Source organism: Pseudomonas sp. CP4, from assembly GCF_047758505.1.
In the GTDB taxonomy this organism is placed as follows: Bacteria; Pseudomonadota; Gammaproteobacteria; order Pseudomonadales; family Pseudomonadaceae; genus Aquipseudomonas; species Aquipseudomonas fluorescens_AO.
In genome coordinates, this window is record NZ_CP180489.1 from 5,451,934 (window position 1) to 5,474,476 (window position 22,543).

20 protein-coding genes and 4 tRNA genes are annotated in these 22,543 nt (G+C 58.4%); 17 read left to right on the forward strand and 7 right to left on the reverse strand.

Features of this window, described 5'->3' with window-relative positions:
• Positions 1 to 36: 36 nt before the first annotated feature.
• The gene (gene sstT, locus ACMYUN_RS24595; RefSeq protein WP_110646841.1) at positions 37 to 1,269 is read right to left on the reverse strand and encodes a serine/threonine transporter SstT; all 1,233 of its coding nucleotides are present in this window, start codon (positions 1,267 to 1,269) and stop codon (positions 37 to 39) included.
• Between the two features lie 307 nt (positions 1,270 to 1,576).
• Between sstT and ACMYUN_RS24600 the strand changes: the two genes are divergently transcribed.
• Complete coding sequence (locus tag ACMYUN_RS24600) at positions 1,577 to 2,734, forward strand: MFS transporter (RefSeq protein WP_415762026.1); 1,158 nt, start codon at positions 1,577 to 1,579, stop codon at positions 2,732 to 2,734.
• Here ACMYUN_RS24600 and nhaR read toward each other — a convergent pair.
• Positions 2,729 to 3,628: a transcriptional activator NhaR gene (gene nhaR / locus ACMYUN_RS24605; RefSeq protein WP_039763383.1), complete on the reverse strand. Its 900-nt coding sequence runs from the start codon at positions 3,626 to 3,628 to the stop codon at positions 2,729 to 2,731. The two genes, ACMYUN_RS24600 and nhaR, sit on opposite strands and share 6 nt — an antisense overlap.
• A 133-nt stretch (positions 3,629 to 3,761) precedes the next feature.
• Between nhaR and ACMYUN_RS24610 the strand changes: the two genes are divergently transcribed.
• Complete coding sequence (locus tag ACMYUN_RS24610; RefSeq protein WP_065615992.1) at positions 3,762 to 4,004, forward strand: hypothetical protein; 243 nt, start codon at positions 3,762 to 3,764, stop codon at positions 4,002 to 4,004.
• A gap of 29 nt (positions 4,005 to 4,033) precedes the next feature.
• Positions 4,034 to 4,783, forward strand: coding sequence for a TerC family protein (locus ACMYUN_RS24615; protein ID WP_415762027.1), 750 nt, complete (start codon positions 4,034 to 4,036; stop codon positions 4,781 to 4,783).
• 247 nt (positions 4,784 to 5,030) lie between these two features.
• Here ACMYUN_RS24615 and ACMYUN_RS24620 read toward each other — a convergent pair whose 3' ends face one another.
• A complete protein-coding gene (locus ACMYUN_RS24620; protein WP_310406486.1) occupies positions 5,031 to 5,198 on the reverse strand; it encodes a hypothetical protein in 168 nt (55 codons plus the stop codon).
• Between the two features lie 234 nt (positions 5,199 to 5,432).
• On the opposite strand from ACMYUN_RS24620, the gene ACMYUN_RS24625 reads away from it, so the two are divergent.
• From ACMYUN_RS24625 to ACMYUN_RS24635, 3 genes are all read left to right on the forward strand, one after another.
• On the forward strand, positions 5,433 to 6,104 hold the full coding sequence (locus ACMYUN_RS24625; RefSeq protein ID WP_415764001.1) for a peptidase C39 family protein: 672 nt from the start codon (positions 5,433 to 5,435) through the stop codon (positions 6,102 to 6,104).
• A 90-nt stretch (positions 6,105 to 6,194) separates the two neighbouring features.
• The gene (locus ACMYUN_RS24630; RefSeq protein WP_039763378.1) at positions 6,195 to 6,401 is read left to right on the forward strand and encodes a DUF6021 family protein; all 207 of its coding nucleotides are present in this window, start codon (positions 6,195 to 6,197) and stop codon (positions 6,399 to 6,401) included.
• Between the two features lie 12 nt (positions 6,402 to 6,413).
• Positions 6,414 to 6,620, forward strand: a complete 207-nt coding sequence (locus ACMYUN_RS24635; protein WP_415762028.1) for a hypothetical protein — start codon at positions 6,414 to 6,416, stop codon at positions 6,618 to 6,620.
• A gap of 54 nt (positions 6,621 to 6,674) precedes the next feature.
• Here ACMYUN_RS24635 and pbpG read toward each other — a convergent pair whose 3' ends face one another.
• Entirely contained in the window at positions 6,675 to 7,613 is a 939-nt protein-coding gene (gene pbpG / locus ACMYUN_RS24640; protein ID WP_415762029.1) for a D-alanyl-D-alanine endopeptidase, read from the reverse strand.
• A gap of 230 nt (positions 7,614 to 7,843) precedes the next feature.
• Positions 7,844 to 8,698, reverse strand: a complete 855-nt coding sequence (folD, locus tag ACMYUN_RS24645; protein ID WP_415762031.1) for a bifunctional methylenetetrahydrofolate dehydrogenase/methenyltetrahydrofolate cyclohydrolase FolD — start codon at positions 8,696 to 8,698, stop codon at positions 7,844 to 7,846.
• Positions 8,699 to 8,973: 275 nt separating this feature from the next.
• Between folD and ACMYUN_RS24650 the strand changes: the two genes are divergently transcribed.
• The 11 genes from ACMYUN_RS24650 (at position 8,974) to ACMYUN_RS24700 (ending at position 19,966) form a co-directional block, all read left to right on the forward strand.
• Positions 8,974 to 9,050, forward strand: a tRNA-Arg gene (locus ACMYUN_RS24650).
• A gap of 32 nt (positions 9,051 to 9,082) precedes the next feature.
• A tRNA-His gene (locus ACMYUN_RS24655) sits at positions 9,083 to 9,158 on the forward strand.
• Positions 9,159 to 9,215: 57 nt separating this feature from the next.
• Positions 9,216 to 9,300, forward strand: a tRNA-Leu gene (locus tag ACMYUN_RS24660).
• 77 nt (positions 9,301 to 9,377) lie between these two features.
• Positions 9,378 to 9,453, forward strand: a tRNA-His gene (locus tag ACMYUN_RS24665).
• A 400-nt stretch (positions 9,454 to 9,853) separates the two neighbouring features.
• Positions 9,854 to 11,164 (forward strand): trigger factor, encoded by a 1,311-nt coding sequence (tig, locus tag ACMYUN_RS24670; protein ID WP_016775337.1) that lies wholly within the window; start codon positions 9,854 to 9,856, stop codon positions 11,162 to 11,164.
• A gap of 92 nt (positions 11,165 to 11,256) precedes the next feature.
• Positions 11,257 to 11,892 carry an ATP-dependent Clp endopeptidase proteolytic subunit ClpP gene (gene clpP, locus ACMYUN_RS24675; protein ID WP_016775336.1) on the forward strand — a complete coding sequence of 212 codons (636 nt, stop codon included), beginning with the start codon at positions 11,257 to 11,259 and terminating at the stop codon, positions 11,890 to 11,892.
• Positions 11,893 to 12,004: 112 nt separating this feature from the next.
• Entirely contained in the window at positions 12,005 to 13,288 is a 1,284-nt protein-coding gene (clpX, locus tag ACMYUN_RS24680; RefSeq protein WP_016775335.1) for an ATP-dependent Clp protease ATP-binding subunit ClpX, read from the forward strand.
• A gap of 164 nt (positions 13,289 to 13,452) precedes the next feature.
• Positions 13,453 to 15,849: an endopeptidase La gene (lon, locus tag ACMYUN_RS24685; protein WP_039763374.1), complete on the forward strand. Its 2,397-nt coding sequence runs from the start codon at positions 13,453 to 13,455 to the stop codon at positions 15,847 to 15,849.
• 149 nt (positions 15,850 to 15,998) lie between these two features.
• Positions 15,999 to 16,271, forward strand: a complete 273-nt coding sequence (locus ACMYUN_RS24690) for an HU family DNA-binding protein (protein ID WP_003183171.1) — start codon at positions 15,999 to 16,001, stop codon at positions 16,269 to 16,271.
• Between the two features lie 227 nt (positions 16,272 to 16,498).
• Positions 16,499 to 18,370 carry a SurA N-terminal domain-containing protein gene (locus ACMYUN_RS24695; protein ID WP_415762032.1) on the forward strand — a complete coding sequence of 624 codons (1,872 nt, stop codon included), beginning with the start codon at positions 16,499 to 16,501 and terminating at the stop codon, positions 18,368 to 18,370.
• A gap of 735 nt (positions 18,371 to 19,105) precedes the next feature.
• Complete coding sequence (locus ACMYUN_RS24700) at positions 19,106 to 19,966, forward strand: DUF2242 domain-containing protein (RefSeq protein ID WP_415762033.1); 861 nt, start codon at positions 19,106 to 19,108, stop codon at positions 19,964 to 19,966.
• 389 nt (positions 19,967 to 20,355) lie between these two features.
• Here ACMYUN_RS24700 and ACMYUN_RS24705 read toward each other — a convergent pair whose 3' ends face one another.
• Both ACMYUN_RS24705 and ACMYUN_RS24710 read right to left on the reverse strand, forming a co-directional pair.
• Positions 20,356 to 21,396, reverse strand: a complete 1,041-nt coding sequence (locus ACMYUN_RS24705) for an AraC family transcriptional regulator (RefSeq protein ID WP_039763370.1) — start codon at positions 21,394 to 21,396, stop codon at positions 20,356 to 20,358.
• A 3-nt stretch (positions 21,397 to 21,399) separates the two neighbouring features.
• Positions 21,400 to 22,530 carry a carbon-nitrogen hydrolase family protein gene (locus ACMYUN_RS24710; protein ID WP_415762034.1) on the reverse strand — a complete coding sequence of 377 codons (1,131 nt, stop codon included), beginning with the start codon at positions 22,528 to 22,530 and terminating at the stop codon, positions 21,400 to 21,402.
• Between the last annotated feature and the right edge of the window lie 13 nt (positions 22,531 to 22,543).

Here is a 22,543-nt window from a genome sequence, read left to right on the forward strand (position 1 = left end):
TTTCGCGAGCAGGCTCGCTCCCACAAGGTAAGGCGGTTACGCCGTACGCTGAGCCTTCTCTTCCTCGCCCAGGCAAGCCGCCGCGGTAAACAGCACGTCTGTCGACGAGTTCAGCGCGGTCTCCGCCGAATCCTGCAGCACACCGATAATGAAGCCCACCGCCACGACCTGCATGGCGATCTCGCTCGGGATGCCGAACAGGCTGCACGCCAGTGGAATCAGCAGCAGCGAACCACCGGCCACACCCGAAGCGCCACAGGCGCAAATCGCGGCGACGACGCTGAGCAGGATAGCGGTCGGGATGTCCACGGCGATGCCCAAAGTGTGCACCGCCGCCAAGGCCAGTACGGTAATGGTGATCGCCGCACCGGCCATGTTGATGGTCGCGCCGAGCGGGATCGATACCGAGTAGGTGTCTTCGTGCAGGCCCAGGCGTTTGCTCAATTCCAGGTTGACCGGAATGTTCGCCGCCGAACTGCGGGTGAAGAACGCGGTGATGCCACTTTCGCGCAGGCACATCAGCGTCAATGGATACGGGTTGCGGCGCAGCTTCCAGAACACGATCAGCGGGTTCATCACCAGCGCAACGAACAGCATGCAGCCCAGCAGCACCGCCAGCAGGTGCGCGTAGCCGAGCAGCGCGCCGAAACCGGAGGTGGCCAGTGTCGACGCGACCAGGCCGAAGATGCCCAGCGGCGCGAAGCGAATCACCACACGGACGATCACGGTAACGCCGTTGGACAAGTCACCGAGCACTTCGCGAGTGGTATCGCCGGCGTGGCGAATGGCGATGCCCATGCCGATTGCCCAGGCCAGAATGCCGATGAAATTGGCATTCATCAGCGCGCTGACCGGGTTGTCGACGACGCTCAGCAACAGGCTTTGCAGCACTTCGCCGATGCCGCCGGGCGCAGTCACGGCCACGTTCTCGGTGGACAACACCAAATTCGACGGGAAGGCCATGCTGGCGACCACGGCCACCACCGCAGCGCTGAATGTGCCCAGCAAATAAAGGAACAGGATCGGGCGGATGTGGGTTTCCTGACCGTGCTTGTGGTTGGCGATCGAAGCCATCACCAGCACGAACACCAGAATCGGCGCCACGGCTTTCAACGCCGAGACAAACACCTTGCCGATGAACGCAGTGGACTTCGCCAGCTCAGGTGCAATCAGGGCCAGGGCAATACCAGCGATCAGACCAATGACGATCTGGGTCACCAGACTCAGGCGTTTCAGGCGTTGCAGTAACGAAGGGGATGAAGCGGTCATAGCGGCATCTCTGTTTTTTATAGGGTGCGAAGCGTCGTGGGCAGTCACGAAACGCCTGTCGAAGTGACATCAACGCCGCCAAACGGCACGTTGAACAGCTGTACGATTTTCAGGGCGCGGACTTTATCACAGCGTAGGCGTGAACCTTCAGGCCTGTGACGATCTGCCACCGAATCGGCCCGGCAGATCGGCAGTTTTGGGCAACTCAGTGCCGGCACAGTCTGTTAAGCTTCGCCATCCTCATTTTCAAGTTCTGCCAGCGGGCCTCCGGGTCATCGCTGGTGTCGTCGTTTTGCTGGAGTTGCGCATGCTGTTGCCTATTCTTCTGTTGTCCGCTGCCGGGTTCACGGTGCTGACCACGGAATTCGTCATTGTCGGCCTGTTGCCGGCGATTGCCCGAGACCTCGAAGTCAGCATCCCGCAAGCCGGGCTGCTGGTGACCTTGTTCGCCTTTACCGTGGCGCTGTTCGGCCCGCTCCTGACCGCTTATTTCGCCCGTTTCGAGCGGCGCAAATTGTTTATCAGCATCCTGATCATGTTCGGTCTGGCCAATACCGTGGCGGCGTTGGCGCCGAACATTTGGGTGATGGCCATTGCGCGGTTGATTCCGGCGTTGGGTTTGCCGGTGTTCTGGGCCTTGGCCAGTGAAACCGCCGTCGACATCGTCGGCCCGGATTTCGCCGGCCGCGCCATCGCCAAGATCGGCTTCGGTATCGTCTGCGCCACGGTGTTTGGCATACCGGTCGGCACGCTGATTTCCGACGCATTCGGCTGGCGCAGCGCATTCGGCATTCTCGCGCTGATTGCGTTTGCCAAAGCCCTGCTGCTGTTTGTCTACCTGCCGAAAACCAGTCTGCACCAGCATCAGGTCAGCTTCCGTTCGCAGTTCAAGATCCTGCGCAGCCCGCTGATGCTCGGCCATATCTTGTTGTCGATTCTGGTGTTCAGCGGCATGTTCACCGCTTACACCTACCTTGCTGACATCCTCGAACGACTTGCCGGTTTCAACGGCACCGTGGTCGGCTGGTGCCTGATGGCGTTTGGCGCCGTCGGGCTGATCGGCAACTCGCTCGGCGGGCGAGCGGTGGATCGGCATCCGCTGGGGGCGTCGGTGTTGTTCTGCGCGTTCATGATCGCCGGCATGGTCTCGCTGGTGCCAAACATTCATTCGCCGGTGGGTCTGGCGGTGGCGATGGGCATCTGGGGTGTAACCCAGGCGGCGTTGTTCCTGGTCAGCCATGTGCGCCTGATGAAGGCTGCGCCGCAAGCGCCTGCGTTTGCCGCGTCGCTGAACATCGCCGGAGCCAATCTCGGTATCGGCCTGGGCGCGATAGTCGGCGGCCGGGTGATCGACAGTGCCGGGCTGGGCTTTCTGGGCTTTGCCGCTGCCGGCTTCATTTTGCTGTCGGTGTTCCTCGCCATGGTGCTGATGACGCTGAAGCCGCGTGAAGTCTGCGCTTCATAACCCGGTAAACAACTCGCGTCGGGCACCCTCGGTAATCGCTACGATGCCAGGGTGCTTGACTTTGCGCTCCACCGAAATCGCATAGAACGACTCGCTCACCGCGTCGGTCTGGCCGATCAACTCGACGCCGTACTGGCGCTTCACTTCCTCGGCAATCACGCTCGGGCCGATAAAGATCCCGCTGCCGGATTGGCCGAAGGCCTGCATCAAAGCACTGTCATCGAATTCGCCGACAATCTGCGGCTGGATCTGCTGTTCGGCGAACCAGCGCTGCAAACGGCTGCGCACCACGGTTTCCGCGCCGGGAATCAGCAGCGGCGCGCCATGCAGACTGCGCGGGAAATCCTGGCCATACTGCGCGGCGAGTTCGGCGGTGGCGAAAAAACTGATCCCGCATTCACCGAGCTTCTGGCTGTAGCCTTTGATGTCCAGATGCGAAGGCATCGGGCTGTCGGAAATCACCAGATCCAGACGCTGAATGGCCAGATCGGCGAGCAGGCGCTCGAGCTTGTCTTCGCGGCAGGTGATGCGCAGCGGCTCGCTCAACTCCATGGTCGGCGCGATCAGGCGATAAACAATCGATTTGGGCACCACGTCGGCGACGCCGACGCGAAAGAGGATCTGCTGCTCGTTGGGCTGCGCTCGCAGCATCAGCTCCAGCTCGCCGCCCAGTTGAAACATCTGCTCGGCGTAGGGCAGGGCCTGGCGCCCGGCTTCGGTGAGCTCCAGCTGGCGGCCGACACGACGAAACAGTTCCACGTTAAAGGTTTGTTCGAGCAGGGAGATCTGCCCGCTGATGGTCTGCGGTGTCAGGTTCAGTTGCTCGCAGGCGCGGACAATGCTGCCGGTCTTGGCCACGACCCAGAAGTAATGCAGTTGGCGGTAGTTGAGCATGTTGATCGTCGCTTCGTGAAAACCGAAGTATAGCCGCTAAAAATACGAATTTTCCTGAACTGTCCATCTCCCTAGAATGCCCAGCCATCGACGGCCGGTGTGCGCGCCTGTCTGTTCATTCGAAGGAAACCTTATGAAATACACATTTCCCGCAGTGATGTTTGCGTCTTTACTGGTTCTGGCCGGTTGCGATCAGGCAGAAAAAAGCGCCCAGCAATTGATGGGCGCGGCGGCTGAAACCGCCAAGCAAGCGATCGACGACACCCACAAGGCCGCCGAGCAAGCGCTCAGCGATGCCACCGGTGGCTTGATCCAGAAGAAAGAAACACCGGAAAAACAGGCGGAAGAATCCGAATCTTCCTCCAAGACCATCTGAACCGTCTTACACAGAGTCAGGACTGACCCATGGAATATCTGTTAGAACTCGCCGCCAGCCCGACCGCCTGGGTTGCTTTGGCCACACTGGTGGTGATGGAAATCGTGCTCGGCATCGATAACCTGATCTTTATCTCGATCCTGACCAACAAACTGCCCGAACAGCATCGGCAGAAGGCGCGCCGTATCGGTATCGGCATGGCCCTGATTCTGCGTCTGGCGTTGTTGAGCACCATCGCGTTCATCGTGCAGTTGACCGAGCCTGTGATCGAGATCCTTGGCCAGGCGTTCTCCTGGAAGGACATGATCCTCATTGCCGGTGGTCTGTTCCTGGTGTGGAAAGCCACGACCGAGATCCATCACAGCATGGACCCGTCGCCAGAAGATCCGAAGACTGCGGCTTCTACCGTAACGCTGGGTTTTGCTGCGGCTATCGGTCAGATCCTGATGCTCGACATGGTGTTCTCGATCGACAGCATCATTACGGCTGTCGGCATGACCGAACACTTGCCGATCATGATCATCGCGGTAGTAGTGTCGGTGCTGGTGATGCTGCTCGCGGCTGATCCGCTGGCCAAGTTCATCAGCGACAACCCGACCGTGGTCATGCTGGCGCTGGGCTTCCTGATCATGATCGGCATGACGCTGATCGCCGAAGGCTTCGGCGCCCACGTACCGAAAGGCTATGTGTACGCGGCCATGGCATTCTCGGCGGGTATCGAAGTGTTGAACATGATGTCGCGCCGGGCGAAGCAGAAGAAGGTTGCTCAGCAGGCGTAATTGCTGAGAACACAAAAAACCGTCTGGGCTGGTTGAGTCCAGGCGGTTTTTTTTCACTTTGATATTGGCGGTGTGTTTGAAAACCAGCTCCTCACCCCAGTCCTCTCCCGAGGAAGAGGGAGCCGATTTTTGGGCTTTTCAAATGCTGAGTTCGGCTGGATATTTCAGGTCTGCGTAACTCAAAAGAACAACCCCAGTCAGTTCCCTCTCCCTCCGGGAGAGGGCTAGGTGAGGGCGCTTTTGATCTTCAATGCGCAGTAACGTGTCGCACGGCATGCTTTTCTGTCTTCTCAACCGGCATCGTCTGCACCGGATGATGATGCCGCCGCGAAATCCGCAGCACACCCCACAACATGGCAGTCGCCACGGCCAGCCAGCCGGCTATCAACATCACGATGGTCATGGTCAGGCTCATTGGTGCCTCCTCTTCGCCCTGCATCGGGCGCCTGCTTTTCGCAATTCGCTCTATTTGAGTGACAGTCTAGTCAATGGGGTGTTTCAAGCTATTGACCAAAGGTCGTTAGCGACCAATCAGTTTGCTCTATGCAATCGCAGAGTCTGCGGTTTAAGGCTATACCGCGGGCGGGTGCGGCTCTATGATCGCTGGCGTTGCCGGAACACGATGACCGGCGTCTGGATGAGAGTGACGATGGTGCGGGTATTTTCTCGAGTGAGTGGGGCGCTGCTGGTCGCCGTTTGTGTGGCGGCGCTGAGCGGATGTGCAGGCAATGTGGCGCCGCAAGTCAAACGCTTGCCGGAGCGGGTTGAGCTCAGCGGCACTTTCTATCGCGGCGAAGCCAACCAGAGTGGGCCACAGGTGCTGGCCAGCCTGCTGTCGCAACAAGGCATCGTCATCACTCCGGGATTACTGGAGAAGCCGCTGCACTTGCCGGGCGCTGAGGACAAGCTGCAGCAGAACATGCAGAGCCTTGCCCGCGAATATGGCCTGGTCGTCTATCCGCTCGACAGCAACCTGCCAGCGTTGCTGACCCAGGTTGCGGCCGGCTATCCAGTCATGGTGCGTTTCAGTGAAGGTTCGGCATTCTGGGCCGAGCCGCGTTACGCGATCCTGTCCGGCTACGACCGCAATAAACAGAAGGTCCTGCTGCGCGCCGGCATGAATCGTCGGCAGTTGATGGATTTTGGCAGCTTCGAGTCGGCGTTCGACAAGGCCGGTGGCTGGGCGATCCTGATTCAGAAACCGTCGCAGATCCCGGCAGACGTCGATCGCTCCCGTTGGCTGAAAGCCGCCGATGACCTGGCGCAGGCCGGTGAAGAAAACGCTGCGGCGCAAGCGCGAAAGGCCCTTGCGGCGCAATAGACCTCCGTTCGTCATCTGCCGGGCACGACTGCGCCCGGCGAGCCTCTGAAGATTAATGCCCGTGCTTCGCGGGTGAATCAAGGAGGCAACATGGCAGATTCCCCAACCCCGAAAGGTCCGCATTCGTCCGAACATTCCTCCGGCGATGATCTGGGATTCGACCCGGATTCGCCCGACCTTGACGATCCGCAAGTCGATCCGGTCGGGCCGGCGAAGGCGCCACTGGATATCGAGCGCGGTGAAGATCCCAAGAAGCCGGCCAAGCCCTACGACCCGTTGGGCGATCTGAAACCTTGATGTGAGGTGCGTATGAGTACCGATTCCAGTTTTGATGACCACAAACCTGAGAGCGTACCGACCACGCCGGAGCCGGAAGTTGATCCGGTGCTGGATTCGGACAGCCCGATGCGCGATCCACTGGCGCGGCCCAACGTGCTGACACCGGACGTTTCGCCAGAGCCGAGCTCGGGCGATGGCATCCCCGATGACGACAAAATGCCGCTGCCCAACGACTGATGCGCAGACGAAAAAAAGCCCCGAAGATTCGGGGCTTTTTCATGACCGCTGGACCTACTTGGCCGCTTCGACCACGCCGCTCTGACGGCTCTTGAGGTTCTTGTCGGCTTTATATTGCTGCGCCACCGCGGGAACAGTGGCGCTGCGTCCGGTTTCCACCCAGCTGCGGATACGGCTGGCATCGGCAAAATGCGTGTACTTGCCAAAGGCGTCGAGAATCACCAGCGCGACCGGACGGTTGCCCATCTTCGTCACCAACACCAGGCAATGGCCGGCCGGGTTGGTGAAACCGGTCTTGGTGATCTTGATATCCCAATCAGCCTTGTTGACCAAATGATCGGTATTGCGAAAGCCCAAGGTGTAGTTAGGCTTGCGGAACGCCACGGTCTTTTCCTTGGTGGTGGTCAGTTGCACCAGAAGCGGTTGCTTGTGCGCGGCCACCAGTAATTTGCTCAGATCGCGGGCGGTGGAAACGTTGCGCTCGGACAAACCGGTAGGCTCGACGAAGTGCGTGCTGGTCATGCCCAGCGCCTTGGCCTTGGCGTTCATGGCCGCGATAAAAGCAGCGTAGCCGCCCGGATAGTGATGGGCGAGGCTGGCGGCAGCGCGGTTTTCCGAGGACATCAAGGCGATCAGCAGCATCTCCCGGCGCGGCAACTCACTCTTGAGTTTGACTCGGGAAAACACACCCTTCATTTCCGGGGTGTTCCTGATGTCGACATCGATCCATTCGTCCATGTTCTGTCGAGCTTCCACCACCACCAGGCCAGTCATCAGCTTGCTGACGGAAGCGATCGGCACGATCACGTCAGGGTTGCTGGAATAGATGACTTTATTGGTCTGCATATCCATGAGCAGGGCGCTGCCGGACGCGATCTTCAAAGTCGAAGCGTCACGTGGGACAGCGGTGGTTTCCGCAGCGTTGATCGTTGGCGTGATGAATGTGCCTGTAACAGCAAACAACAGGCTCAGAATCGAGAGACAAATTTTCACGCGGGCGAACTCTGAAAGGTTGGATATACCGTTAGTTTGTAACGGGTTATTTCTTAAAACCGGCGCATTTTAGGAGTATGGCTGAAGAACTGTCGATGGTTGTTTGTAAGACCTGAAAATCCCGTGAAAAGGCCTGTAAAAAGAGCGGTTTCCGGCGAACGGTTGAAGTTTTTTCTCAGACATGAAAAACCCCGCACGAGGCGGGGTTCTGGTGCAGCGGAAAAATTCGATCAGACGTGCAGGGTTTCTGCGGCGTAGAGCGTGTTTTCCAGCAGGCAGGCGCGGGTCATCGGGCCAACGCCGCCTGGTACTGGCGTAATCCAGCCGGCGCGGGGCAGGGCGGTTTCGTAGACGACGTCACCGACCAGTTTGCCGTCGTCCTGACGGTTGATGCCGACGTCGATCACGATCGCGCCTTCCTTGATCCACTCGCCCTTGACCAGGCCCGGCTTGCCGGCGGCGACGACCACCAGATCAGCACGGCCGACGTGGCCCGCCAGATCCTTGGTGAAGCGGTGAGTGACAGTGACGGTGCAGCCGGCCAGCAACAACTCCATGGCCATCGGGCGACCGACGATATTCGAGGCACCAACGACCACCGCGTCCATGCCGTAAAGATCAGCGCCAGTGCTTTCCAGCAAGGTCATGATGCCTTTCGGGGTGCACGGACGCAGCAGCGGGATGCGCTGGGCCAGGCGGCCGACGTTGTACGGGTGGAACCCGTCGACGTCTTTGTCCGGGCGAATGCGTTCCAGCAATTTGGACGCGTCGAGATGTTCTGGCAGAGGCAGCTGCAGGAGAACGCCGTCGATGACCGGATCGTCATTGAGGCGATCGATCAGGTCGGTCAGGGCGTCCTGAGTGGTGTCGGAGGGCAGGTCGTAGGCTTGAGAGAGGAAGCCTACCTCTTCACAGTCTTTACGCTTGTGCGAGACATAAACCTGAGAGGCAGGATCGCTGCCGACCAGGATCACCGCGAGGCCGGGGGTGCGCAGGCCTTGCTGGCGACGCTCGGCAACTCGTTGGGCGATCTGCTGGCGCAGGCTGGCGGCGATCGATTTGCCGTCGATTAGTTGTGCAGTCATTGCGCGTGATTAACCATCGAGAGGGGAAAAAATGAGAACGCATTCTCGCATGCCGAGCGGTGAGGGCAAAGGCGCTTGGTCAGCAAATTCCTCTAACTCCTTTAATTAAATGAATTTTTTTCAAAAAGGATTTGACGACCTTTGGAGCCCTCTATACTATTCGTCGCACTTGTCGGGCACAGCCTAGCACTGGTTAAGAAGGTGAAGCGGAATCAAGGTTCTGCGACACTGGAAAGCACTTAGTTTGTAGTCCTTTAAGAGTACAGATTAACAAGGCGCCCGTAGCTCAGCTGGATAGAGCATCCGCCTTCTAAGCGGATGGTCGCAGGTTCGAGTCCTGCCGGGTGCGCCATTAGGCAGCTTTGGCACAAGTAGCGCGATATGGTGGGCGTAGCTCAGTTGGTAGAGCACGGGATTGTGACTCCCGTTGTCGTGGGTTCGATCCCCATCGTCCACCCCATATTTCGAAAGGCGCCAGATTTAACAGTCTGGCGCCTTTGCTTTAAAAGCTTCATCCGCGGATGTGGTGGAATTGGTAGACACACTGGATTTAGGTTCCAGCGCCGCGAGGCGTAAGAGTTCGAGTCTCTTCATCCGCACCAAATAAAGCTTTATCTGTGCCTCGGGCCTGATGAGGTTTTGACAAAGAAGTTGTTTGGCTTTTTTGTTACGCAATATGGTGGGCGTAGCTCAGTTGGTAGAGCACGGGATTGTGACTCCCGTTGTCGTGGGTTCGATCCCCATCGTCCACCCCATATTTCGAAAGGCGCCAGATTTAACAGTCTGGCGCCTTTTTTGTTTTAGCGGTTTTCAAAATCGACCTGGTCGGTTTCAGGTCGCAGGGCAGGGCACTTCATCGCATTTAAACGATCCGATGACGCTGAACTGCTCGTCGTTCCGGTTTTGCTGGAATGGCAGTCAGGGCGGATTTGATAGTTGCTTCTATATATAGAGGCGTTGAAACAGGGCCCTGACCTGATCGCTTGTATTCGCCAGTGGAGTGCGCGGCATTCGTGCGGCGCTCCCTATAAATTGCCTGCTGTTTTTTTACCCGTTTCCAGTAGGGTGACTTCTTGAGTTTGACCCACTAGAATGCATGCCCTTGATTTCGGGGTCGGAAACGGCCGGCTAACGTCTGTGCAACGAGGAATATCCATGCAAGTTTCTGTTGAAAATACTACTGCTCTCGAGCGCCGCATGAGCGTCACCGTGCCGGCAGAGCGCATCGAGACTCAGGTCAACAAGCGTCTGCAGCAGACTGCCCAAAAGGCCAAAATTGCTGGCTTCCGTCCAGGCAAAGTGCCAATGAGCGAAATCAAGCGCCGTTTCGGTGCTGATGCGCGTCAGGAAGCGGTAGGCGACGTCATCCAGTCTTCCTTCTACGAGGCTGTGGTCGAGCAGAAGCTCAACCCTGCCGGTTCGCCTTCGATCGAGCCAAAGTCGCTCGAAGCGGGCAAGGATCTGGAATACGTTGCTGTGTTCGAAGTCTTCCCGGAGTTCACCGTTGCTGGCTTTGAAGGCATCACCGTTGAGCGTCTGAGCGCTGAAGTGGCTGACGCTGACCTGGACAAGATGCTCGACATCCTGCGCAAGCAGAACACCCGTTTCGAAGTGGCCGACCGTGCTGCCCAGAACGAAGACCAACTGAACATCGATTTCGTTGGCAAGGTTGACGGCGAAGTATTCGCTGGCGGTTCCGCCAAGGGCACTCAGCTGGTACTGGGTTCCGGCCGCATGATCCCGGGCTTCGAAGAAGGCCTGGTTGGTGCTAAAGCTGGCGAAGAGCGCGTTCTGAACCTGACCTTCCCTGAGGACTATCAGAACCTGGACCTGGCTGGCAAAACCGCCGAGTTCACCGTGACCGTCAACACTGTGTCCGAGCCTAAGCTGCCTGAGCTGAACGAAGAATTCTTCGCTCAATTCGGCATCAAGGAAAGCGGCATCGACGGTTTCCGCACCGAAGTTCGCAAGAACATGGAGCGTGAACTGCGTCAGGCGATCAAATCCAAGGTCAAGAATCAGGTAATGGACGGTCTGCTGGCCACCAACCCGATCGAAGTGCCAAAGGCTCTGCTGTCCAACGAAGTTGACCGTCTGCGCGTGCAGGCTGTTCAGCAGTTCGGCGGCAACATCAAGCCAGACCAACTGCCAGCCGAGCTGTTCGAAGAGCAAGCCAAGCGCCGCGTCGTGCTGGGTCTGATCGTTGCCGAAGTGGTCAAGCAGTTCGACCTCAAGCCTGACGAAGCTCGCGTTCGCGAAATGATTCAGGAAATGGCTTCCGCTTACCAGGAGCCAGAGCAGGTCGTGTCGTGGTACTACAAAAACGAGCAGCAACTGAACGAAGTGCGTTCGGTTGTGCTGGAAGAACAAGTTGTGGATACTGTTCTGCAGAAAGCTAGTGTGACCGACAAATCGGTCTCCTACGAAGAAGCAGTCAAGCCGGTAGAAGCTCCAGCAGCCGACTGATTGATTTTGCGTTAGAAGTGCACACCATAAGCCAGCTCTCGAGCTGGCTTATGCGTATTCAAGACATAACTATTTGGGAGCGACTGCAGAGCATGTTCCGTAATTCTTATATTCAGCAGAACTCTGATATCCAGGCCGCCGGCGGCCTGGTCCCGATGGTTGTCGAGCAGTCCGCTCGTGGCGAACGCGCCTACGACATCTACTCGCGCCTGCTCAAGGAGCGAGTGATCTTTCTGGTGGGCCCGGTAGAGGACTACATGGCCAACCTGATCTGTGCGCAGCTGCTGTTCCTTGAAGCGGAAAACCCGGACAAGGACATCCATCTGTACATCAACTCGCCGGGCGGTTCGGTGACTGCAGGCATGTCGATCTACGACACCATGCAGTTCATCAAGCCGAACGTGTCGACCACCTGCATCGGTCAGGCCTGCAGCATGGGTGCATTCCTGCTCACCGCAGGTGCACCGGGCAAGCGTTTCTGCCTGCCGAACTCGCGTGTGATGATTCACCAGCCACTGGGTGGTTTCCAGGGCCAGGCATCGGATATCGAAATCCATGCCAAGGAAATCCTCTTCATCCGCGAGCGTCTGAACATGCTGATGGCCAAGCACAGCGGCCGTACTCTGGAAGAAATCGAGCGCGATACCAATCGCGACAACTTCATGAGTGCCGAAGCTGCGAAGGAATACGGCCTGATCGACGAAGTGATCAACCAGCGTCCAGCTTAATATAAGCAGCGCAAAACAGGCCTGATCGGCATGTCCGATCAGCGGCGGGCTTGAAAAAGCCCGCAATAGCCTTCATCTTGTGTTGCAAGCCTATCGGATTTGGATCGAACGAATGACTGACACCCGCAACGGCGAGGACAACGGCAAGCTGCTCTATTGCTCCTTCTGTGGCAAAAGCCAGCATGAAGTGCGCAAATTGATTGCCGGCCCCTCGGTCTTTATCTGCGACGAGTGCGTCGACCTGTGCAATGACATCATCCGCGAGGAGGTGCAGGAAGCACAGGCCGAAAGCAGCGCGCATAAATTGCCTTCGCCTAAAGAAATCAGCGGCATCCTTGACCAGTACGTCATTGGTCAGGAGCGTGCGAAAAAGGTTCTGGCCGTAGCGGTGTACAACCACTACAAGCGTCTGAACCAGCGTGACAAGAAGGCTGACGACGTCGAACTCGGCAAGAGCAACATCCTGCTGATCGGCCCGACAGGCTCCGGTAAAACCCTGCTGGCCGAAACACTGGCCCGCTTGCTGAACGTTCCGTTCACCATTGCCGACGCAACCACCCTCACCGAGGCCGGTTACGTGGGTGAGGATGTCGAGAACATCATTCAGAAGCTGCTGCAGAAGTGCGATTACGACGTAGAGAAAGCCCAGATGGGTATTGTCTACATCGACGAAATCGACAAGATTTCCCGCAAGTCCGACAACCCGTCGATCACCCGCGATGTTTCCGGTGAGGGCGTGCAGCAGGCCTTGCTCAAGTTGATCGAAGGCACGGTCGCTTCGGTACCGCCGCAAGGTGGCCGCAAGCATCCGCAGCAGGAATTCCTGCAGGTCGACACCCGTAACATCCTGTTCATCTGCGGTGGTGCGTTCTCCGGCCTGGAAAAGGTCATTCAGAACCGTTCCACCAAAGGCGGCATCGGCTTCAACGCCGAAGTGCGCAGCAAGGAAGAGGGCAAGAAAGTCGGTGAATCCCTTCGTGAAGTCGAGCCTGACGATCTGGTCAAGTTCGGTCTGATCCCGGAATTCGTCGGTCGTCTGCCGGTCCTGGCGACACTGGACGAGCTCGACGAGGCTGCGCTGATGCAAATCCTCACCGAGCCGAAAAATGCTCTGACCAAACAGTATGCCAAGCTGTTCGAGATGGAAGGCGTGGATCTGGAATTCCGTTCCGACGCGCTGAAATCGGTCGCCAAGCGTGCACTGGAACGTAAAACCGGTGCCCGTGGCCTGCGCTCGATTCTCGAAGGTGTGCTGCTCGACACGATGTATGAAATCCCCTCGCAGTCCGAGGTGAGCAAAGTCGTGATCGATGAAAGCGTCATCGAAGGCAAGTCCAAGCCACTGTACATCTACGAAAACAGTGAGCCGACGGCCAAGGCAGCGCCGGACGCATAAGCGTCCACCGCGCCGCAACAAAGAAGGGGCCTTCGGGCCTCTTTTTTTTTTAAGTCGTTTTTTGCCTGCGCTTTGCGCTTGTTTTTTTTCGAGGCAGCCCCCATCTTGGTTTCAAGCTTAATTCCATCTGATTACGGCCATACGGCCGCCGTAGAGGCGAAATCATGAAGACAACCATCGAATTGCCTCTCCTGCCATTGCGTGATGTCGTGGTTTATCCGCACATGGTTATCCCGCTGTTCGTGGGGCGCGAGAAATCCATCGAAGCCCTCGAGGCAGCGATGACGGGTGACAAGCAGATCTTGCTGCTGGCCCAGAGAAACCCGGCTGACGATGATCCCGGTGAAGACGCTCTCTATCGCGTAGGTACGATTGCCACGGTTCTGCAGCTGCTGAAGCTGCCTGATGGCACCGTCAAGGTTCTGGTCGAAGGCGAGCAGCGTGGCACCGTCGAACGCTTCAGCGAAATCGATGGCCACTGCCGCGCCGAAGTTTCTCTGATCGAAGAAGTCGACGCCGCCGAGCGCGAGTCGGAAGTCTTCGTGCGCACGCTGCTGTCGCAGTTCGAGCAATACGTTCAGCTGGGCAAGAAGGTTCCGGCGGAAGTCCTGTCGTCGCTCAACAGCATCGATGAGCCCGGTCGTCTGGTCGACACCATGGCCGCGCACATGGCGCTGAAAATCGAGCAGAAGCAGGAAATCCTCGAAATCGTCGATCTGTCGGCCCGTGTCGAGCACGTGCTGGCACTGCTGGATGCCGAGATTGACTTGCTGCAGGTCGAGAAACGCATTCGCGGTCGCGTGAAAAAGCAAATGGAGCGCAGCCAGCGCGAGTACTACCTGAATGAGCAGATGAAGGCCATTCAGAAAGAGCTCGGCGACGGTGACGAAGGTCACAATGAAATCGAAGAGCTGAAAAAGCGCATCGATGCTGCCGGCCTGCCAAAGGATGCACTGGCCAAAGCCACTGCCGAGCTGAACAAGCTCAAGCAAATGTCGCCGATGTCCGCTGAAGCCACCGTAGTGCGCTCGTACATCGACTGGCTGGTGCAGGTGCCGTGGAAGGCGCAAAGCAAAGTCCGCCTCGATCTGGCCCGTGCAGAAGATATTCTCGACGCCGATCACTATGGTCTCGAAGAGGTCAAGGAGCGCATCCTTGAATACCTCGCCGTGCAGAAGCGCGTGAAGAAAATTCGTGGCCCGGTGTTGTGCCTGGTCGGTCCTCCTGGCGTGGGTAAGACCTCGCTGGCGGAATCGATTGCCCACGCAACCAACCGTAAATTCGTGCGTATGGCCTTGGGCGGCGTGCGTGATGAAGCGGAAATCCGTGGTCACCGCCGGACCTACATCGGTTCGATGCCGGGAAGATTGATTCAAAAGATGACAAAAGTGGGCGTACGCAACCCGCTGTTTCTGCTCGATGAAATCGACAAGATGGGCAGCGACATGCGTGGCGATCCGGCGTCGGCGTTGCTGGAAGTGCTCGACCCTGAGCAAAACCACAACTTCAATGATCACTATCTCGAAGTCGATTACGACCTCTCCGATGTGATGTTCCTGTGCACGTCGAACTCGATGAACATTCCGCCAGCGCTGCTGGACCGGATGGAAGTCATCCGTCTGCCGGGTTACACCGAAGACGAGAAGATCAACATCGCCGTGAAATATCTGTCGCCTAAACAGATCGCCGCCAATGGTCTGAAGAAGGGCGAGCTGGAGTTCGACGAGGAAGCGATCCGCGACATCATCCGTTACTACACCCGTGAAGCGGGCGTGCGTGGCCTCGAGCGGCAGATTGCCAAGGTCTGCCGCAAGGCGGTCAAAGAGCATGCCCTCGAAAAACGCTTCTCGGTGAAAGTGACAGCTGATCTGCTCGAGCATTTCCTCGGCGTGCGCAAGTTCCGCTACGGCCTGGCCGAGCAGCAGGATCAAGTGGGTCAGGTGACGGGCCTGGCGTGGACTCAGGTCGGCGGTGAATTGCTGACCATCGAAGCTGCAGTGATTCCGGGTAAAGGACAACTGATCAAGACCGGTTCGCTCGGTGATGTAATGGTCGAATCGATCACTGCCGCACAAACCGTGGTGCGCAGCCGCGCCAAGAGTCTGGGCATTCCGCTGGACTTCCACGAGAAGCGCGACACCCACATTCACATGCCGGAAGGGGCGACCCCGAAAGACGGCCCTAGCGCTGGCGTAGGCATGTGCACGGCGCTGGTCTCGGCGTTGACCGGCATTCCGGTACGCGCCGATGTCGCCATGACCGGTGAGATCACGCTGCGTGGGCAAGTGCTGGCGATCGGCGGTTTGAAAGAAAAACTGCTGGCGGCACATCGCGGCGGAATCAAGATTGTGATTATCCCGGAAGAAAACGTCCGCGATCTGAAGGAGATTCCTGACAATATCAAGCAGGATCTGCAGATCAAACCGGTTAAATGGATTGACGAGGTCCTGCAAATTGCGCTGCAATACGCGCCGGAGCCCTTGCCGGATGTGGCTCCGGAGATAGTTGCCAAGGACGAAAAACGCGAGTCTGATGCCAAGGAAAGAATTAGCACGCATTAATACGTTTTAGCCTGGGGGGCTTTCCTTGACAGCATTTTAGAGCCCTTGTTATAAAGCGGCTCTTAAGTGTCTGTAGGCCATTCAGCACTCGTTTTTGCTTTCACCAAAAAACTTAGAAACATCTCAAAATAGATATAAGGGGACTTAGAGTGAACAAGTCGGAACTGATTGATGCTATCGCTGCATCCGCTGATATCCCGAAAGCTGCTGCTGGCCGTGCGCTGGACGCTGTAATCGAATCCGTCACTGGCGCTCTGAAGGCTGGCGACTCCGTTGTTCTGGTTGGTTTCGGTACTTTCTCCGTGACTGACCGTCCGGCTCGTACCGGTCGTAACCCGCAAACCGGCAAGACTCTGGAAATCCCGGCTGCCAAGAAGCCAGGTTTCAAAGCCGGTAAAGCACTGAAAGAAGCTGTTAACTGAGTTTTCAGGTTTTTACCCATCCGGGTCGGGGTCAAGCCTGACTTGGCAGCGGAGCGGTAGAGCAGGTGGCTGGAACAGGCACCTGTAACGCCGGGATCGAGGGTTCGAGCCCTGTCCGCTCCGCCAGTTACGAGAAGGCGCATCCTCGGATGCGCCTTTCTTCTATCCGGATTCTACCCACGCTCCACGGTTGCCTAAATTGAAGTTCAACCGTTTCTGGGGGACGCATGCTGCAGAATATCAGGGACAATTCACAAGGCTGGATTGCCAAGACAATTATCGGAGTCATCGTTGCACTGATGGCTCTGACCGGTTTCGATGCCATTTTCCAGGCCACGACTCACAAGAACGAGGCGGCCAAGGTCAACGGTGACGAAATCAGCCAGAACGAGCTGAGCCAGGCCGTTGACATGCAACGCCGTCAGCTGATGCAACAGCTGGGCAAGGACTTCGATGCTTCCTTGCTCGACGAAAAAATGCTGCGCGAATCGGCTCTCAAAGGCCTGATCGACCGCAAGTTGCTGCTGCAAGGCGCCGAACAGGCGAAATTCTCTTTCTCCGAAGCCGCGCTGGATCAGGTGATTCTGCAAACGCCTGAATTCCAGGTTGACGGCAAGTTCAGCTCCGAGCGTTTCGACCAGGTGATCCGTCAACTGGGTTACAGCCGCATGCAGTTCCGCCAGATGCTGGCTCAGGAAATGTTGATCGGCCAGTTGCGCGCCGGTGTTGCAGGCAGCGGTTTCGTCACCGACGCCGAAGTGCTGGCATTCGCCCGTCTGGAAAAACAGACCCGTGATTTCGCCACTCTGAACGTCAAGGCCGACCCGGCTGCGGTCAAGCTGACCGATGACGAGGTCAAGGCTTACTACGACGAGCACGCCAAGGAATTCATGACGCCGGATCAGGTGATCATCGATTACGTCGAGCTCAAGAAATCGTCGTTCTTCGATCAGGTCGCGGTCAAGGATGAAGACCTGCAGGCGGCGTATCAGAAAGAGATCGCCAACCTGTCGGAACAGCGTCGTGCCGCGCACATCCTCATCGAAGTGAACGACAAGACCAGCGAAGCGCAGGCCAAGGCGAAGATCGAAGAAGTCCAGGCGCGTCTGGCCAAGGGCGAAAAATTCGAAGCGCTGGCCAAAGAGTTCTCGCAGGATCCGGGTTCCGCCAACAATGGTGGTGACCTGGGTTATGCCGGTCCTGGCGTTTACGACCCGGCTTTCGAAAAAGCGCTGTACGCCTTGTCGAAAGACCAGGTGTCCGAGCCGATTCGTACCGACTTCGGTTATCACCTGATCAAGCTGCTGGGCGTGGAAGCGCCCGAAGTACCGACCCTGGCCAGCCTGAAAGACAAGCTGACCCGCGAGCTGAAAGCCGCTCAGGTCGAGCAGCGTTTTGTTGAGGCGACCAAGCAACTGGAAGACTCGGCGTTCGAAGCCTCTGACCTGGCACAGCCAGCAGCGGACCTGAAATTGACCGTGCACACGTCCAAGCCGTTCGGCCGTGAAGGTGGCGAAGGTGTTGCCGCCAACCGTGCCGTGGTCACTGCTGCATTCAGCCCGGAAGTCATTGACGAGGGTGCCAACAGCACCGCCATCGAGCTGGATCCGGAAACCGTGATTGTGCTGCGCTCCAAGGAGCACCTGAAGCCTGCGCAGCTGCCGCTGGAAAGCGTGAATGCGGCGATCCGTACTCAGCTGACCAAGGAACATGCCAGTGCCGAGGCCAAGACCCGTGCCGAGAAGCTGATCGCCGATCTGCGTGACGGCAAGGCGCCGCTGGACAAGGCGGTTGATGGTCAGAACTGGAAAACCACCGAAGCGGCTACTCGTGGTCAGGAAGGGGTTGATCCGGCCGTGCTGCAGGCGTTGTTCCGTATGCCGAAACCGGCTGCCAAGGACAAGCCGACGTTCTCCAGCGTTACGTTGCCGGATGGCAGTCTGATGATCGTGCGTCTGAATGGCGTCAATGAAGCGGCTGCACCGACGGATGAAGAGAAGGCGCAATATCGTCGTTTCCTCGCCTCCCGTGAAGGGCAGCAGGACTTTGCGGCGTATCGCAAGCAGTTGGAAGCTGAGGCGAAGATCGAGCGGTTTTGATCTTTTGACTGGCGTTTGAAGGAGCCCCGGCCTGTTGGTCGGGGCTTTTTTGTTTTTTGGGCGTGGCGGCCGTTGGGCCGGCCATGCTGTTGGGTTTTGGGTGAATATCCGTTTTTTGCGGTGTTGCGGCTGGCGGTTTCGCCCTTACGGCGACTTACTTTTTTACAAGCGCCTAAAAAAGTAAGCAAAAAACGCTAGCTCCTGCGTTCGGCCCTCGCAGGCTCGGGTTCCTTCGCTGCGGGACTGATCCGGGCGCAGCGGCTACGGTTTGCTTCGCTGCACCTCCTTCCGCTGTGTCTGGCTGCGCCAGACGGTCGCTGCGCTCCCACGCCCGGATCAATCCCTCCGCTCAGCCTTCCGACGTCGCCGGTGGATCAAGATCAAGAGCACTCGAGCTTGCGCTCATTGTATTGAGTGGTGAAGAGCGGATGCGCTCGCGTTTGCTTTTCTGTGGGAGCGAGCCTGCTCGCGAAGGCGGCCTGATAGCCGACCTGATTCTTGGATGTACACCGTCCCGTGGCGTTTAGAACACGCCGGTAGGTTCTGGATGTTATGGCCGTCGAGTCGACAGGCGACAGCGAAATTGCGCGCGTTGATCGATCATTTGTCCACGCGGCTTTTTCCTGGCGGTCATGACCGGTAAAGTTGTAACCGATTCTTGACACTATTCCATGCGCCATGGGGCGGCGATCTGTTGCACAATACGCCCCGGACTGTTTTCCTTCAGGATGTTCAATGTTGATTTCCACTCCCATGCGTGTTGTCGGGCTGGCGCTTTTGTTGACTGCGGTGGCCGGTTGTTCGAAGGACAAGCCGATCTATGAGCATGAGAACTTCGATGACTCCGGCACCTTTTCGCGCAATTACCCGGTGACTGATACCGCCAGCTGCGAAGCGGCCCGTCGCGCGTTGCTCAGTCAGGGCTACATCATTACCAGCAGTGATCCGAAACTGGTCAGCGGTCACAAGAGCTTCCAGCAGACCGGCGAGACCCATCTCGAGATCAGCTTCAACGTGGTCTGTGCCGAAGATGGCAGCGCCGGGCATCACGCGACGGTGTTCGCCAACGCCCTCCAGGACCGTTATGCGCTGAAGAAGACCAACAATTCGGCCAGCCTCGGGGTTGGTGTGCTGGGCTCGGTGTCGATGCCGATCGGCTCCTCGGATGATTCGATGGTCAAGGTCGCCAGTGAGACCGTCACTGCGCAGAAGTTCTACGAGCGGTTCTTCACACTGGTGGAGCAGTTCCTGCCCGCCGATGCGAAGAAGGCTGCACACATCGAAGAAAAACCGAAAACCGACCTCGGTGTGCCTGAGCCGAAGGTGACGCCTGCTCCGGCTGCTGCGCCACTGGTGCCGACACCTGCGGCGGAACCGGCTCCTGCGCCAGCTGCCGAGCCTGCACCGGCGCCTGTCGACACCGCGCCAGTGAGTTCCGAGCCGGTCGTGCCACCCGCGGAGTCGGCGCCGATCACGCCAGCGCCTGCGCCCGCAGAAGAGCCAGCGCCGGCCAGCGAAACCATCACGCCACCGACCAACCCGGATATTCCGCCACCGTCCGAGCCGATTCCGGCGATGCCTGCGTCGGGCCAATAAAAAACTCAGCGAAACCCTGTGGGAGCGAGCCTGCTCGCGAATGCGTAGTGTCAGTCGACAGATGATCAGACTGACACACCGCCTTCGCGAGCAGGCTCGCTCCCATAGTGGTTTTCGGGTGGGCATAAGATCTGGTTACATACCTGCGACATCAGCGCCGCGATAAATCCCCAACCACCTGCTACGTTTTATTCATGAAGGCGGCGTTTCACTTTTCCTTCACACGGGCACTTTATGCTCGGGGCACAGGTCGATTGATCAGGCCATTTTCATAGCGAGCGGTTTGGGGGATTTATACGATGGATGAGTATCAGGAAGAACTGCTCGAATACCAGGCCTATGAGCTGGATCAGCCAGAGCCGGCTGACGACGCCACAGAGCTCTGAGCGTCAGGCTCCCGAGCGGTAATTTCGTCGAGATTCGCCGGGCGTCTGCCCGCTCCAGCGCTTGAAAGCGCGCTGGAAGGCTTCGGCTGAGGCAAAGCCCAGAAGATAGGCGATCTCACCGAACGCCAATTCGGTGTCGCGGATGTAAGTCATCGCCAGGTCCCGGCGAGTGTCATTGAGGATTGCGCGGAACTGCGTGCCTTCCTCGGCGAGTTTGCGTCGCAAGGTCCATGTCGGCAGTTTCAGGCGTGCCGCGACTTCTTCAAGATCCGGTTCGCGGCCTCCATTGAGCAGCGGGCCGAGCAGTTGAGTGATGCGCTCGCGCAGGCTGCGGGTGCGGGTCATTTGGTCCAGCTCCCGCTCACACAGTTGCAGCAGATGCCGCCAAGTGCCCGGACAATGTTCAGGGTTGCGCAGGGCGAGACTGCTCAGGCTCAGGCGCAGTTGGTTGTGCTCGGCGCGGAACTGGATCGGGCAGTCGCCGAGCGCGGCGTAGGCGTCGCGATAATCCGGCGCTTCGAATTCGATTTCGATCCGCTCGGCGCGCAACGTTTCGCCGCACAGGCTCGACAACTGATGCAGCCAGCCGGCGAGGATCGAGTCGACCACGAAGCGGTTATAAGCGTTGTACGGGCTGATCGAGTAGAAGCGCAGCCAGGCGCCGCTGGCGTCTTCATGGAAAGTGGATTGCCCTCGGTAGTTCGAGCCGTAGAGCGGTTCGAAACGCGTCAGGCAACGGGCCGCTTCGCGCACGGTGGGTGCTTGCGCGGCGGTGATGCCGGCCAGCCCAGCCTGATTCAAGCGGATCATGCGGCCCATGCGCAGGCCCAGAGCGGGATCGCCGGTGAGTTGAATCGCCGCATGGCCCAAGCGCATGTAACGCGGGATCGATAAGCGTGCCCCGGCCTCGGCCAGCCGCGCGGTATCGAGGCCGTATTGCTCAAGCAGAGGCAGCGGATCGACGTCGTGGCTGCGCACGGCATCGGCCAGACTGTGGACGAAACCCACCGACAGATCCCCGAGGCGCATCGGCTGCGGCTTCATGGATTACAGCCAAACGTTCAGCAAGCGCGCACCACGGGCCTCGCCATCGGCGAACTGCTGACCGTTGCTGCTGAGGAAGCTTCTGCCGGTGCTCGGCTTGTCCCAGAATTGCCCGCGCATGAACACACTGACGCCGGCAACCGCGCGGCTGCTCGGTGGTTGTGCGGTAAGGGTCAGTCGATGCCAGGCCTGTCCTTCACTGAGGTCGCCGGGCTTGAGGCTGACTGACCCCGGCGTGCTCGAACCTTTGTAACCGCGCCATGGCTTGTCCCACGCGCCTTGGCCAATAACCTGCGCCGGTACGGCCACCAGTTGCGCGCCTTGGTCATCGAGTGTGCGGTAGTTGGAGGGATACCAGCTGTCACTGCCGATCAGGATGCCGAGGCGTCCGGCCGGGGTGTCGACGACCTGAATGGAGTGCTTGTCTTCGGCCTCAATCACACCCTGCTGATCAAAGATCGGGTGCATCTGCCGTTGCGGCTGCCCCAGCGGCAAACCGTCGCGGCCGAATACCACACTGCTGTTGAACAGCGCGCCGCTGCCAGGCTTGAGCTGGCCATCACGGATACTCGGCTCTGGCAGCACAATGGAGCCGGCGACCAGGGTGACCTGAAACTCCTTGGCCAGACCGCCGAACAGCGCCTGATAATCCTTGGCAATGGCTTTCGATTTCATCCGCAGATAAGCATCGTCCAGGCGTTGCTCGCCCTTGGCCCGCAGCCACGCGCGGGCGAACAGCAGCGGATTGCTCGCCGCCAGCCAGTTCATCGCCTCAGCCAGCGTCGGTGCCTGATAGAGCTCGTCTTTCTCGCCGCTGATCATCAGCCACGTACCGACGTGCTCGGGCAAAACCACCACGGTTTTTTCGTTGAGCAAGCCTTGATCGCGGGCCTGCTGCAGGTATGCCGCGAGTTTGCGGTGCAGGCGTGCGGAGCTTTGGTAATCGGTGGGGAACAGTTCGGGCTGAATGCCGAGCAGGTTGCCACGGTCGCCGGGCGTGCCGTGATCGACGGCGAGCTTGATGCGCAGGTCCGACAGGTAATGCCCCGCCGGACGGTCTGCCGCCCACATGGCGTAGGTGGTCAGGGCGGCAACGAGGGCCATGGAGAAAAACAGATACAGAAGTTTGCGCATGAAAACCAACAAC